Source organism: Brevundimonas olei, from assembly GCF_037055245.1.
Classification (GTDB): Bacteria; Pseudomonadota; Alphaproteobacteria; order Caulobacterales; family Caulobacteraceae; genus Brevundimonas; species Brevundimonas olei.
This window is the reverse complement of the sequence record NZ_CP146369.1, coordinates 2,284,038-2,296,644: the sequence shown is the minus strand read 5'-3', so window position 1 is coordinate 2,296,644 and position 12,607 is coordinate 2,284,038. Positions and strand designations below refer to the sequence as shown.

The following is a 12,607-nucleotide window of genomic DNA, read 5'->3' as shown; positions in this document are numbered from 1 at the left end:
TTTTGCGGCGATTCGGGGCAGGGTCTGGTAGGCTTCGAAGACGGCGGGGGCAAGGCCCGCGTCAGGGCGCTCGGTCCGGGATCAGATTACGCGCCATCAGCGCCATGAACAGGGTCCACGGCAGATCCTGATGCCGCATCAGCACGCTTTCCGACAGGCTGAGCAGCAGGAAGGCCGCCAGCCAGGCCAGGCTCCAGTAGCCCTCGCGTCGCCCCAGGCCGGACAGGCGCATGAGCACGGCGGCCGCTGTCACGGCCACGACGACGCCGACCAGGCTGACGCCGGCCCAGCCCAGCTCTGCGCGCAGGTCCAGCCAGCCCTGGTGGGCGGACGGGACGCGCCAGCCCGTCTCATGGCGAATCCACTCCATCGGTTCCGAGTGCGGCAGCCAGAAGGCGCTGTAGCCGTAACCCAGCCAGGGCCTGCGCTCGGCCATGCGGCCGATGGCGTCCCAGATTTCCGTACGGCCCGTCAGGCTGGGGTCCTTGCCGAACAAGGCCAGAATCTCGACGGAGAACTCGCTCCAGGCCCAAAGGCCGCCGACCAGGGCGACGCCCATGCACCAGACGGCGATGACGCCGAACACCGGCCCCAGACGCCGCACCAGCCGGCAAAGCAGCACCAGACCGCCGCCCAGCACCGCCATGACGAGGGCGGTCTTGGACTGAGAGCCCAGCAAGGCCAGGGTGCAGACCGCCAGGGCGGCCAGAGCCAAGCGACGATCCTTCACGTCGGTTTGCGCCGCCAGCAGGGCGGAGGCGCCGATCAGGCCGACCGCCATGACCATGCCCAGCTGGTTCTTCTCGTACCAGACGCCCCGCCACATGCCGGCGTTGGCCTCATGGTGGATGCCGAACCCCGGAAAGATGAAGACGGCGATCAGGCTGCCGATTCCCAGGGCCAGGAAGGTCGCGGTCAGCAGCCGGGGCAGGGCGATCCCGCGAAAGACCGCGCCCAGATAGACGGCGAAGATCCCGGTCAGTCCCAGGGCGAGCACGCGCCGCTCGGTCACATCCGGGGCCTGGGACCACAGGCTGGACGCCAGCGCCATGACGACCATCAGCAACAGGGGGATGAAAGCAGGCCAGGCCGCCGCCATCCGGCGTGCGCGAAATCCGATCAGACCCAGGATCACCAGATAGATCGGCGGCCAGATCAGCCGCAGCACCGGCGTTTCCTGCTGCTGCGGCGCGAAGATCGGACCCAGAAGGGCGCCGGACAGCAGGGTCAGGATCAGACCGGCCGCCGCCTGCTCCCACAGGGTGGGGGCGTCGGGATCGCGTCGTGAAAGGGCGGTCGCCCCCGTCACGCCTTCTCCACGAAGGTGTCGATGACCTTCTTCTCGCCGGCCTTGTCGAAGGCGACGACCAGCTTGTTGCCCTCGACCGCGCGGACGTGGCCGTAGCCGAACTTCTGGTGGAAGACCCGGTCGCCGCGCGCCCAGCCGGACGCCGCCTTGGGATCAGCCGTGGCGATCAGGCGTCCTTCGCCCTCGATCATTGCGCGACGAGCATAGGCGGGCTTGGGCGTCTGGTTCGCGGTATAGGTCTGGGCGCGCTTCCAGCCAGGGCTGGAATAGCTGCCGCCGAAGGAGGGGGCGTCGTCCCAGCGGCTCTTGGCCTCCTTCATGCCGGTCGAGGCGCCGTAATAGCCGGTGTCCGACTGCGGCTCGACGTGGGCGATCGGCAGTTCATCGACGAAGCGGCTGGGCAACTGAGATGTCCAGCGGCCATAGACCATGCGGTTGGCGGCGAAGCTGATGCGCGCATCCTGCTTGGCGCGGGTGACGCCGACGTAGGCCAGACGGCGTTCCTCCTCCAAGCCCTTCACGCCCTTCTCGTCGATGCTGCGCTGGCTGGGGAAGACGCCTTCTTCCCAGCCCGGTAGGAAGACCAGAGGGAACTCCAGCCCCTTGGCGCCGTGCAGGGTCATAATCTGCACCGAGCCCGATCCGTCGGCGTTCTCGTCGCGGCGCTCCAGGTCCATGACCAGTGAAACGTGCTCCAGATAGGCCTGCAGCGTCTCGAAGGACTGCATCGACTGGGTCAGTTCCTTCAGGTTGTCCAACCGCGTCTGGCCGCTGGTGCGGTCGGCCTTCTGCATGGCGGTGTAGCCGCTCTCGTCCAGCAGGGTCTCCGTCACCTGCCAGTGCGGCGTGCCCATGGCCATCAGGTCGCGCCAGCGGTCCAGATCGCGCACGAAGTTGGCCAGCGGCGTGCGGGTGCGCGCCTGAAGCTCGTCCGTCGTGATCAGGTGGCGCACCGCCTGCATGGCCGAGACGCCGTTCTCGCGCGCGATGTGCAGGATCTTCTGGACCGAGGTGTCGCCGATGCCGCGCTTGGGAACGTTGACGATGCGCTCGAACGCCAGGTCGTCGTCCTCGGACTGGATCAGGCGCAGATAGGCGTGTGCGTCGCGGATTTCCGCTCGCTCGAAGAAGCGCGGCCCGCCGATGACGACATAGGGAATGGCCAGCATCAGAAAGCGTTCTTCAAACGCTCTCATCTGGAAGGACGCGCGAACAAGGACGGCCATGTCCTTGTAATTTATGCCCTGCTTGCGCGCGGTCTCGATCTCGTCGGCGATCAAGCGGGCCTCCGCCTCGCCGTCCCAGACGCCGCGCACGCGCACCTTGTCGCCGCTGTCGTCCTCGGTCCACAGGGTCTTGCCCAGCCGGTCCTGATTGGCCGCGATCAGGGCCGAGGCCGCGCCCAGGATGTGCTTGGTCGAGCGATAGTTGCGCTCCAGCCGGATGACCTTGGCGCCGGGGAAGTCGCGCTCGAAGCGCAGGATGTTGTCCACCTCGGCTCCGCGCCAGCCATAGATCGACTGATCATCGTCGCCGACGCAGCAGACATTGCCGGTCGAGGACGTCAGCAGCCGCAGCCACAGATACTGGGCGACGTTGGTGTCCTGATATTCGTCGACCAGGATGTAGCGGAACCGACGACGATATTCCTCTGCCAGATCAGCATGTTTTGACAGAATGGTGATGTTGTGCAGCAACAGGTCGCCGAAGTCGCAGGCGTTCAGCGTCGCCAGCCGCGCCTGATAGGCGGCGTAGAGCGCCGGGCCTTTTCCGTTGGCGAAGTCCTCGCCGGGCGGCAGCTTGTCGGGCGTCCAGCCGCGGTTCTTCCAGTGGTCGATCATATGAGCCAGCGACTTGGGCGTGAACCGCTTGGTGTCGATGTTGGCCGCTTCCAGAAGCTGCTTCAGCAGCCGCTCCTGATCATCCGTATCCAGGATGGTGAAGCTGGACTTCAGCCCGACCAGTTCCGCATGGCGACGCAGGATCTGCGCCGCGACCGAGTGGAAGGTGCCCAGCCAGCGCAGCCCCTCGGACGACGGGCCGATCAGATGGCCGATGCGCTCGCGCATCTCGCGCGCGGCCTTGTTGGTGAAGGTGACGACCAGCAGCTCCCACGGCTTGGCCCGGCCCGTCGCCAGGATGTGCGCCAGTCGCGTGGTCAGGACGCGCGTCTTGCCCGTGCCCGCGCCCGCCAGCACCAGCACCGGCCCCTCGGTCGTCTCCACCGCCTCGCGCTGTTCGGGGTTCAGGCCCGCCAGATAGTCGGCCGCCGGCCCTTGCGGAGTCTGGGCGCGGGCGAGGTCGGAAATGCGGGGAGCGGGCAGGTCGGTCACAGGGGCAAGCACTCGGGCGGCGTCTGGGGCGGTCGCCCCGTCGGAATCTGAAGGGAGAACATAAGCAGCACAGCGGCCAAAGTCAGGCCTAATCGCACGGGCTGTTTCCGGAACCGTGCAGCCAGAGCGCCGTTGTCCCAGATGACAGGCCAACAAAGGGAAGGGATGCCTTATGGCGGAAAACTCCAGCGGCGGCGGGAACGCCGGTCTCGCCTTCATCGTCGGCGGTCTGGTCGTGGTGGTGGCCATCCTGGCCTGGTTCCTGCTGGGACGAGGCGGAGCGCCGGACACCAAGAACGTCGATGTCGAGGTCAAGCTGCCTGAGGTCTCGGCGCCGGCCGCGCCGGGCGGGAACTGAGGCGAGGCCATGACCGATCCGAACCTTCCTCCCGAGCGGGTGGTGCATCAGACCACGATCAACACCTCTTCGCCTCCGCCGCGAAAGAGCGGTGGCGTCGGCCTGGCCTTCGTCGTCGGCGGCCTGGTGGTGCTGGTGGCGATCATCGCCTGGTTCGTTTTCGGGAGCGGCCGCGTTCCCGAGCCGGAGCGACCCAACCTGGATGTCGACATCACCGTGCCGACGCCGCGCCTTCCCGAGGTGCCCGACCGCCCGGCTCCGCCCGAACTGCCCCGCCCGAGCGAACCGCCGCAGGTGGCGACCCCGCCTTCTCAGGACTGAGCCGATGAAGCCGGCGCTGAAGAGGGTCTATGAGCCGCCGTCGAAATCGGACGGAACGCGCATTCTGATCGATCGCCTGTGGCCGCGGGGGCTGAGCAAGGACAAGGCGCATGTCGACCTGTGGCTCAAGGCGATCGCGCCCAGCACCGAACTGCGTCGCTGGTTCGGCCATGACCCCGAGAAATGGACGGAGTTCCAGCATCGTTATCGCGCGGAGCTCAAGGCCAACGGCGACGCCGTGTCCGAGTTGAAGGCCGCGCTCGCCGACGGTCCGGCGACGCTGGTCTATGGGGCGAGGGACGAAGCGCACAACGACGCCGTGGTGCTGGCGGATTATCTGGCAACCTCTAACCGCTCATCCCGGCCTTCGCGGACCTATTTCAGCCGATAGCTGATGGTCGTGACGACCCGAACCTTCTTGTTCGGCGTGCTGGCCTCGTCGCCGGCGCCGTCGCGCGACAGGATCTCGAACGATCCTTGCCCCGCCGTCTTGATCGGCCCCAGAGGCGCGCCGGAATCCTTGGCGAACTGTTCGGCGCCGGTGCGGGCGGCGGCGGTGGCCTCAGCGATCATGGCGGGCCGCACGTCGTTGAGCTTGGTGAAGAGGTAGGACGGACCCTGGAAGTCCTGCAGCACCACGCCCTGGCGCACCAGATCGTTCAGATTGCGCGTGGTGGTTTGGACCCGGTCTACATCCGTGGTGCGGACGATGACGGTCTGGGTCAGGATGAAGCGCGGCCCGCCGGTCTGGCTGGCGTACTCGCGAGAGCGGGTGTCAGCCACGCCCAACTGGCCCAGGTCCACCGCGTCGTCGGGATAGCCTTGGGCCTTCAGGAACTGCCGCACGATGGCCAGGTCGCCGTCGATCCGCGCCTGCACCTCCGACAGCACGTCGCCCGAGGCGGTGAAGCGGATCGGCAGGACGGCCAGGTCGGCCTTCACGTCCTTTTCCGCCAGACCGCGCACGGTGACGGAGCGGTCCCCCGCGCGGGCGTTGACCACGCCCTGGCCGATCAGGGCGCCGCCGCCGATCAGTCCGATGGCCACCAGTCCGCCGAAGACGGCGGCGGGGATGAGGCGGTTCCTGTCGATGTCAGCGCTCATGAGGTCTTCTCTTCTGCGAAGCTGCGGTCGCCGCCGACCCATTGCAGGGCCAGGATGCGGCAGGCGGAGGCCAGGGGGCGGCGGCCCCGCCAGGCGTCGATGCGGATCAGCAGGCTGGACCGACTGAGCGCCAGTTCGCCCGCGATGATATCCAGCACGGCCCAGAACTCAGGCTCCAGCGCCACCGAGGTGGCGTGGCCGGACAGCAGCACCGATCGCTTGACGAGACTGCTCAAGGTCTAGCGTACGCCCACCATCACGATCTCGACGCTGTTCGGCGCGCCGCGCGTCAGGACCGAATGGCGCGTGTCGGTGGTGAAGCGCAGGGCGCCCGACGGATCGCGGATTTCGGCGCGGGCGGCGTACTCCATGCGGCTGTCGATCTTGTCGTTCGGCACCGACAGGGTGACGGCGTAGGGCGGGCCGCGGCCGTCCAGGCGCTGGGTCGTCTCCGCCAGGACACGAGCGGGGGCGTCGGCGCGGCTGACATCCTCGACCTTGACGGTCAGAACATGGCCCGGCGGCAGCATGATGCGCTCGCGATAGGTCGCCGTGACCTGCACCTGGGTGGAGGCTGCGGGGCTCTCGGGCATGGATGAGCAGGCGGCGGCCAGAAGGGCCGGGGCCAGGACGAGAGGGGCGAGGAACAGGCGCATCGGCGTCTCCTTTGAGGGGCAGCTTAACAGAACGCGCCAGCGTCGCATAAGGCTGCAACAGTTTGAGAGACGCGGGATAGGAAGCGGTGCTATCGGAAGTTCCCGTTTCGTTTCGATCGAGTCGCCGGCGTGTCCCAGTCTGAAGCTCCCCATTCCGAAACTCCGCCTTCACGCCTGTCGTCGCCGGCCCTGCTGGCCTTCGGCGGGGTCGGGGTCTGCGCCCTGATCTGGGGCACGACCTGGTACGCCATCACCTTCCAACTGGGGGCCGTCGATCCGGTGGTGTCGGTGGTGCTGCGCTTCGGCATCGCCTCGACCTTGCTGGCCTTGATCGTCAAGGCGACAGGCGGGCGGCTGGCGTTGACCCGGGGGCAGCATCTGGCGGCGCTGGGACAGGGGTTGTTCTCCTTCGCCATCAGCTACGCCTTCGTCTACGCCTCGGAGGAGAAGATCGCCTCGGCCGTGGTGGCGGTGATCTTCGCCGCCCTGGCCTTCCTCAACCTGATCCTGTTTCGCGTGGCGTCAAAGCAGAAGGCGGCGCCGGCCGCCTGGCTGGGCGCGGGGCTGGGCGTGGTCGGCGTCGGCGTCCTGTCGGCGGGCGAGGTGATGGGGGCGGGGCTGGGCGTCCACGCCGTGGCCGGCGTCAGCTTCGCCGTGATCGCCGTCGTCGCCTCTGCGTTCGGCAACTGGTTCGCCTGGAGGGGACAGCAGGCCGGCTCGGGCGTCCTGCCGTCCACCGCCTGGGCCATGGCCTACGGCACGGGGACGCTGGCGCTCTACGCCCTGGTCACGGGCGTATCCTGGTCGGTGGCGTGGAGCCCGGCCTATGTGATCTCCCTGCTGTATCTGGCGGTGTTCGGCTCGGTCGTCGCCTTCGGCCTGTATTTCACCATCGCGCGGGCGAGGGGGTATGCGACCGCCAGCTACATCTCGGCCCTGACGCCGCCGATCGCCATGCTGGTGTCGGTGATGTTCGAAGGGGCGCGCTTCGGCCTGCTGGCCTTGCTCGGCCTGGCGCTGGTTCTGGCCGGACAGGTGTTCCTGATCCGCGCGCCCAAGCGTTCGGCCGCCTGATCAGGCGGCGCCGGTCGCGATCGGCGCATCCGGCCGGGCGCCCCATTCAGCCCACGACCCGTCATAGAGGCGCGACGGCCGCCCCAGCACGGCCAGCCCCAGCGTCAGGATCGCCGCCGTCACGCCTGAGCCGCAACTGGTGATGACGGGCCGCTCCAGATCGACGCCCGCCGCGCGAAAGGCCTCTTCCAGCGCCGCGCCTCGCTTCAACGTCCCGTCCGTGTTCAGCAGGTTGGAGAAGGGCAGGTTCAGCGCCCCCGGCATATGACCCGCGCGCACGCCAGGACGCGGCTCGGCCGCTTCGCCTCGGAACCGAGCGGCGCTGCGCGCATCAACCACCTGAAGGCCGTCCGCCAGCGCGGCCCCGACCTGATTGAAATCCGCCACGGCGTCGGCGTCGAACCGCGTCTCGAAGCGAGCGGCGCCTGGCGCGGCGGGAACTCCGCCCGCCAGAGGCCGCCCCTCGGCCTTCCACTTCGGCAGACCGCCGTCCAGCACGCGCACGCGCCGGGCGCCCATAGTCCGCAGCGTCCACCAGACGCGCGCTGCGGAGAACAGGCCCTGCGCGTCATAGACGACGATGTCGTCCGTCGCCTCGACGCCCATCGCGCCCATCGCCTCGGCGAAGGCTTGGGGTGACGGCAGCATGTGCGGATAGGGGCTTTGCCGATCCGACACGGCGTCCAGGTCGAAGAAGACGGCGCCGGGCAGCCGCTCGCGTTCGAAATCCGACCGCGCGTCGTGGCCGTCCAGCCACCAGCTGGCGTCGATAATCCGCAGGTCGGACGCACCCAGCCGCGCGGCCAGGGCCTCGGTCGAGATCAGGGGCGTGTCGGTCGTGCTCATGTGATCAGACTATCATGATCGCGCGGCCGGTGGTCAGGGCCTGAGTCGCCCGATAAGTTGCGAAAACGCATCCGCGACGCCACCTGTCCGACTCAAAGTCGCGGCACAGGCCCGCGAACCGCCGTTGAAACCAGTCGAAAGCGCCGCCGTGACCTCTCCGAACGCCGTCATCACCCTGTCCGAAGGCCTCAAGAAACCCGTCGTCATCGGCGGCGGCGCCCGCATCGTCTTCATCGCCGGACCGTGCCAGATGGAAAGCCGCCAGCATGCGCTGGAGACCGCCCATGCGCTGAAGGAGATCGGCGAGCGGCTGAACCTCGGCATCATCTACAAGACCAGCTTCGATAAGGCGAACCGCACCAGCGCCAGCGCCGCGCGCGGCATCGGCCTGAAGGACGCCCTGCCGATCTTCGCCGAGATCCGTGAAGTCACCGGCCTGCCGACCCTGACCGACGTCCACTCCGAGGCCCAGTGCGGCCCGGTCGGCGAGGTCGTGGACGTGCTGCAGATCCCGGCCTTCCTGTCCCGCCAGACCGACCTGCTGCTGGCCGCAGCCGCCACGGGCAAGGCGATCAACATCAAGAAGGGTCAGTTCCTGGCTCCCTGGGACATGAAGAACGTCATCGCCAAGGTGACGGGCGCGGGCAATCCCAACGTCATGGCCTGCGAGCGCGGCGCCAGCTTCGGCTACAACACCCTGGTCAGCGACATGCGCGCCCTGCCTGTGCTGCGCGAGATCGGCTGTCCGGTGGTGTTCGACGCGACCCACAGCGTCCAGCAGCCGGGCGGGCAGGGCACGTCCTCGGGCGGCCAGCGCGAGTTCGTGCCGGTGCTGGCCCGCGCCGCCGTCGCGGTCGGCGTCGACGCCGTCTTCATGGAGACGCACGAAGACCCGGACAACGCCCCCTCGGACGGCCCGAACATGGTGCCGCTGAGCCAGTTCGAGGCCCTGGCCGCCGAACTGATCGCCTTCGACGACCTGGCCATCAAGCTCGGCCACAAGGGGCCGATGGCGAAGACAGCGTGAATCCGCTAGTTCGGCGTCATGGCTGAACGTTCTCTCGATCTCGGCGCCCTGCAGTCCCTGCTGGAGCGCGTGCGCGACCTGAAGGTCGCCTGCGTCGGCGATCTGATGCTGGATCGCTATGTCTATGGCGAGGTCAGCCGCATCTCGCCCGAGGCGCCGATACCCGTCCTGCGCGCGCGCCGCACCGTGGCCATGCCCGGCGGCGTGGGCAACGTCGCCCGCAACGTCGCGGCTCTGGGCGGTCAGGCCCGTCTGGGCGCCGTGGCGGGCGATGATGCGGCAGGCGCCGAACTGGCCGATCTGATCGCCGCCGAGGACCGGATCGAGGACGCCCTGATCCGACCCGAAGGCGTCGCCACCATCGTCAAGACGCGCTTCGTCGCCGCCGGTCAGCAATTGCTGCGTCTGGACGACGAGGCCGCGACCCATTCCGGCTATGCCGACAAGGCGGTGTTCCGGGGCGCGGGCGCCATCCTGCTGTCCGACTACGCCAAGGGCGTGGTGGACGACGGCGCCATTCAGGCGGCGCTGTGGGCCGGGGCCGAATACGGCGCGCCGGTCATCGTCGATCCCAAGGGCCGCGACTTCGCCCGCTATGGCGCGGTCGATGTCATCAAGCCGAACGCCAGCGAACTGGCGGGCGCGACCGGCCTGCCGACTGAAACCGACGAACAGGTCGAGGCGGCGCTGGCGGCCCTGCTGGCCGCCACCACGGCCAAGGCCGTCATCGTCACCCGCGCGGGCAAGGGCATGACGCTGGCGCGCAGAGGCGGCGGCGTCACCCACTTCCCCGGCCGGGCGCGTGAAGTGTTCGACGTGTCGGGCGCGGGCGACACCTGCCTCGCCGCGCTGGGCCTCGCTTTGGGCGCTGGCGCGACGCTGGAACAGGCGGTGCAGTTCGCCATTCTCGCGTCGGGCGTCGTCGTGGGCAAGAGCGGCACCGCCGTCGTCACCCCCGCCGAACTGATCGAGGCCGAGATGAGCCAGCACGCGGCCCTGGCCCAGTCCAAGGTCACGCCGCTGGACGAGCTGGCCGATCAGGTCGAGGCGTGGAAGCGTCAGGGCCTGAAGGTCGGCTTCACCAACGGCTGCTTCGACATCCTTCACCGCGGCCACGTCGCCTATCTGAGCCAGGCGCGCGGCTGGTGCGACCGGCTGGTGGTGGCGCTGAACACCGACGCCTCGGTGCGCCGCCTGAAGGGCGAGGGCCGCCCGGTCAATGATCTGGACAGCCGCGCCGCCGTTATCGGCGGTCTGGCCAGCGTCGATCGCGTCACCGCCTTCGACGACCCGACCCCCATCGCCCTGATCGAGCGGCTGAAGCCCGATGTGCTGATCAAGGGCTCGGACTACACCAAGGACAAGGTCGTCGGCGCCGCCGAGGTCGAAAGCTGGGGCGGCGAAGTCCGTCTGGCCGACTTCGCCGACGGCTATTCCACCACGAAGACCATCGAGAAGATGACGGGAGAGACAGCATGACGCCCAGAATGATCGTCGTCACCGGCGGCGCGGGCTTCATCGGCTCCAACATCGTCGCCCGCCTGTGCGAGAGCGGCGCCTGGGACGTGGTCGTCTGCGACCGGCTGGAGACGGCCGATCTCGCCAAGTGGAAGAACATCGCCAAACACCCCATCGCCGATCTGTGGGCGCCCGAAGAGCTGTTCGACCAGCTGGAGCGTCACGCCGACCGCATCGAGGCGGTGATCCACATGGGCGCCATCTCCTCGACGACGGAGCCGGACGCCGACCTGATCCTGCGCACCAACTTCAGCCTGTCGCGCGACATCTGGGACTGGTGCGCGGTGCGTAACGTGCGGATGATCTACGCTTCGTCGGCCGCCACCTACGGCGACGGCGAGGCAGGCTTCGAGGATCGCGACGACCCTGAGAGCCTGAATGCGCTACGCCCGCTAAACGCCTATGGCTATTCGAAATATCTGTTCGACCAGTATGCCGTGCGTCAGGCCGATCGCGACGAGGCGCCGCCCCAGTGGGCCGGGCTGAAGTTCTTCAACGTCTATGGTCCGAACGAGGGCCACAAGGGCGGGATGAAGTCGGTCGTCGCCCAGATCTGGCCCAAGGTGCAAGCGGGCGAGACGGTCAGCCTGTTCCGCTCGCACAACCCGAACTATCCCGACGGCGGCCAGTTGCGCGACTTCGTCTTCGTCGATGACGTGGTCAACATCATCCTGTGGCTGCTTGAGCGCGAGGACATCTCGGGCGTGTTCAACGCCGGATCGGGGCAGGCCCGCTCCTTCGTCGATCTGGCGCGGGCCACTTTCGCGGCGGCGGGCAAGGGGCCGTCTATCGCCTATATCGACATGCCCGAGGCGATCCGCGATCGCTATCAGTACTTCACCGAGGCCAGCATGGATCGCATCCGCGCCCTCGGCTACGGCGGTCAATCGACGCCGCTGGAAGAAGGCGTGCGCCGCTACGTCCAGGACTTCCTGGCCCAGCCGGACCCGTATCGCTGATGTGGCCTAAGCTGACCTTTCGACAGTGGGTCGGCTATGCGGGCTTCGCGCTCGTCCTGCTGCTGACGGCGGCGGTGGCTGTCTGGCGCGGGGACATTTTGCGCGCCGGGCTGGACCCGCAGATCCCGTTCCAGACCTATAAGCCGCCGGCGGCGCCGGACTACGCCTCCGAAGACGCCTGGGCCCTGCTGAACGCGCGCGCGCCGGGCGCGGGCCCCGCCCACGTCTTCTTCATTCATTCCACCACCTACGACGGCGGCAGCGACTGGAACGGAGCCATCGACGACCGCCGCGCCCTGGACAAGCTGCGCAGCGTCGTCCTGCCCAACTACGCCGGACCGTTCGCCTCGGCGGGCGACGTCAGCGCGCCCCTGTATCGTCAGGCCAGCCTCTACAGCCGCCTGACCCTGCGCGAGGACGCGCGCGAGGCGCGGGCCTTCGCCTACGGCGATGTCCAGACCGCCTTCGATCGTTGGCTGGCGGCGCGGCCGGAGGGGCCGATCGTCCTCGTCGGAGTGGAGCAGGGCGCCGACATTCTGGATCGTCTGCTGCACGACCGCGTGGCCAGGACGCCTTCGCTCAAGGCGCGTCTCGTCGCCGCCTATCTGATCGAGGGCCTGACCCCGGTCGCTCGCTTCACGCAGACGCCCCTGTGCCGCACGCCGGCCCAGACCGGCTGCGCCCTGTCGTGGCGTTCGGTCGAAGAGAATGCGGAGGGCGAGGCCAGGCGTCTCATTCGTCGCGCCCTGACCTGGAACGACCGCGGCGCCTTGATCGAGGCGGCGGAGACGCCCATCGCCTGCGTCAATCCGGTGACGGGTTCAGTCGACGCCCCGATCTCGCAGGCGCGCGAGAGCCGCGGCGCCACCAACGCCACCAATCTGGAATGGGGCGCGCGTCCCGCCCTTCAGCGCCGTCTGGTGGAGGCGGAGTGCCGGAACGGCATCCTGTGGCGGTCGCGCCTGACGTCAGAGTCCTTCCGCACGCCCGCATCCTGGGCCGATCAGCGCAAGATCCCCGCCTATAATCTCTTCTACGCCGATATAGAGGCCGATGTGATGCGTCGCCTCAAGGCCTGGGAAGCCGCTGAAGACTGAGCCTG

Annotated in this window: 14 protein-coding genes; 8 read left to right on the top strand and 6 right to left on the bottom strand. The window is 68.4% G+C overall.

Going from position 1 to position 12,607, the window contains the following annotated elements; translation table 11 throughout:
* Positions 1–61 precede the first annotated feature (61 nt).
* Both V8J38_RS10990 and V8J38_RS10985 read right to left on the bottom strand, forming a co-directional pair.
* A complete protein-coding gene (locus V8J38_RS10990; RefSeq protein WP_338575666.1) occupies positions 62–1,309 on the bottom strand; it encodes an O-antigen ligase in 1,248 nt (415 codons plus the stop codon).
* Positions 1,306–3,654, bottom strand: coding sequence for an ATP-dependent helicase (locus V8J38_RS10985; RefSeq protein WP_422388295.1), 2,349 nt, complete (start codon positions 3,652–3,654; stop codon positions 1,306–1,308). The genes V8J38_RS10990 and V8J38_RS10985 overlap by 4 nt, the downstream gene beginning before the upstream one ends.
* Positions 3,655–3,814: 160 nt before the next feature.
* Between V8J38_RS10985 and V8J38_RS10980 the strand changes: the two genes are divergently transcribed.
* From V8J38_RS10980 to V8J38_RS10970, 3 genes are read left to right on the top strand one after another with little or no spacing between them, the layout of a single operon-like run.
* On the top strand, positions 3,815–4,000 hold the full coding sequence (locus V8J38_RS10980) for a hypothetical protein (protein WP_291781946.1): 186 nt from the start codon (positions 3,815–3,817) through the stop codon (positions 3,998–4,000).
* A gap of 9 nt (positions 4,001–4,009) precedes the next feature.
* Entirely contained in the window at positions 4,010–4,321 is a 312-nt protein-coding gene (locus tag V8J38_RS10975; RefSeq protein WP_291781949.1) for a hypothetical protein, read from the top strand.
* 4 nt (positions 4,322–4,325) lie between these two features.
* Entirely contained in the window at positions 4,326–4,712 is a 387-nt protein-coding gene (locus tag V8J38_RS10970; RefSeq protein ID WP_338575662.1) for a DUF488 domain-containing protein, read from the top strand.
* On the opposite strand, the gene V8J38_RS10965 is transcribed toward V8J38_RS10970, so the two are convergent.
* The 3 genes from V8J38_RS10965 to V8J38_RS10955 are packed head-to-tail and all read right to left on the bottom strand — an operon-like array spanning position 4,697 to position 6,081.
* A complete protein-coding gene (locus V8J38_RS10965) occupies positions 4,697–5,425 on the bottom strand; it encodes an SIMPL domain-containing protein (RefSeq protein WP_291781955.1) in 729 nt (242 codons plus the stop codon). The genes V8J38_RS10970 and V8J38_RS10965 overlap by 16 nt on opposite strands.
* Positions 5,422–5,661 carry a ribbon-helix-helix domain-containing protein gene (locus V8J38_RS10960; RefSeq protein ID WP_312217769.1) on the bottom strand — a complete coding sequence of 80 codons (240 nt, stop codon included), beginning with the start codon at positions 5,659–5,661 and terminating at the stop codon, positions 5,422–5,424. Before V8J38_RS10960 ends, V8J38_RS10965 begins: the two co-directional genes overlap by 4 nt.
* Positions 5,662–5,664: 3 nt before the next feature.
* Positions 5,665–6,081: a YbaY family lipoprotein gene (locus tag V8J38_RS10955; RefSeq protein WP_338575660.1), complete on the bottom strand. Its 417-nt coding sequence runs from the start codon at positions 6,079–6,081 to the stop codon at positions 5,665–5,667.
* 129 nt (positions 6,082–6,210) lie between these two features.
* On the opposite strand from V8J38_RS10955, the gene V8J38_RS10950 reads away from it, so the two are divergent.
* Positions 6,211–7,155 (top strand): DMT family transporter, encoded by a 945-nt coding sequence (locus V8J38_RS10950; RefSeq protein ID WP_338575658.1) that lies wholly within the window; start codon positions 6,211–6,213, stop codon positions 7,153–7,155.
* Here V8J38_RS10950 and sseA read toward each other — a convergent pair whose 3' ends face one another.
* Complete coding sequence (gene sseA, locus V8J38_RS10945; protein WP_338575656.1) at positions 7,156–8,001, bottom strand: 3-mercaptopyruvate sulfurtransferase; 846 nt, start codon at positions 7,999–8,001, stop codon at positions 7,156–7,158.
* A 124-nt stretch (positions 8,002–8,125) separates the two neighbouring features.
* Here sseA and kdsA point away from each other — a divergent pair, with 124 nt between their 5' ends.
* Genes kdsA through V8J38_RS10925 form a run of 4 tightly spaced genes read left to right on the top strand, consistent with a single transcriptional unit; the run spans position 8,126 to position 12,602 of the window.
* A complete protein-coding gene (gene kdsA / locus V8J38_RS10940) occupies positions 8,126–9,028 on the top strand; it encodes a 3-deoxy-8-phosphooctulonate synthase (protein WP_422388294.1) in 903 nt (300 codons plus the stop codon).
* A gap of 18 nt (positions 9,029–9,046) precedes the next feature.
* A complete protein-coding gene (rfaE2, locus tag V8J38_RS10935; protein WP_338575652.1) occupies positions 9,047–10,507 on the top strand; it encodes a D-glycero-beta-D-manno-heptose 1-phosphate adenylyltransferase in 1,461 nt (486 codons plus the stop codon).
* Positions 10,504–11,505: an ADP-glyceromanno-heptose 6-epimerase gene (gene rfaD, locus V8J38_RS10930; RefSeq protein ID WP_291781975.1), complete on the top strand. Its 1,002-nt coding sequence runs from the start codon at positions 10,504–10,506 to the stop codon at positions 11,503–11,505. The genes rfaE2 and rfaD overlap by 4 nt, the downstream gene beginning before the upstream one ends.
* Positions 11,505–12,602: a DUF3089 domain-containing protein gene (locus V8J38_RS10925; RefSeq protein ID WP_338575651.1), complete on the top strand. Its 1,098-nt coding sequence runs from the start codon at positions 11,505–11,507 to the stop codon at positions 12,600–12,602. Before rfaD ends, V8J38_RS10925 begins: the two co-directional genes overlap by 1 nt.
* Positions 12,603–12,607 lie beyond the last annotated feature (5 nt).

Coding starts and splice junctions, on each gene's coding strand:
- V8J38_RS10980 (WP_291781946.1), top strand. CDS start 3,815: ATGGCGGAAAACTCCAGCGGCGGCGGGAACGCCGGTCTCGCCTTCATC.
- V8J38_RS10975 (WP_291781949.1), top strand. CDS start 4,010: ATGACCGATCCGAACCTTCCTCCCGAGCGGGTGGTGCATCAGACCACG.
- V8J38_RS10970 (WP_338575662.1), top strand. CDS start 4,326: ATGAAGCCGGCGCTGAAGAGGGTCTATGAGCCGCCGTCGAAATCGGAC.
- V8J38_RS10965 (WP_291781955.1), bottom strand. CDS start 5,425: ATGAGCGCTGACATCGACAGGAACCGCCTCATCCCCGCCGCCGTCTTC.
- V8J38_RS10955 (WP_338575660.1), bottom strand. CDS start 6,081: ATGCGCCTGTTCCTCGCCCCTCTCGTCCTGGCCCCGGCCCTTCTGGCC.
- sseA (WP_338575656.1), bottom strand. CDS start 8,001: ATGAGCACGACCGACACGCCCCTGATCTCGACCGAGGCCCTGGCCGCG.
- rfaE2 (WP_338575652.1), top strand. CDS start 9,047: ATGGCTGAACGTTCTCTCGATCTCGGCGCCCTGCAGTCCCTGCTGGAG.
- rfaD (WP_291781975.1), top strand. CDS start 10,504: ATGACGCCCAGAATGATCGTCGTCACCGGCGGCGCGGGCTTCATCGGC.
- V8J38_RS10925 (WP_338575651.1), top strand. CDS start 11,505: ATGTGGCCTAAGCTGACCTTTCGACAGTGGGTCGGCTATGCGGGCTTC.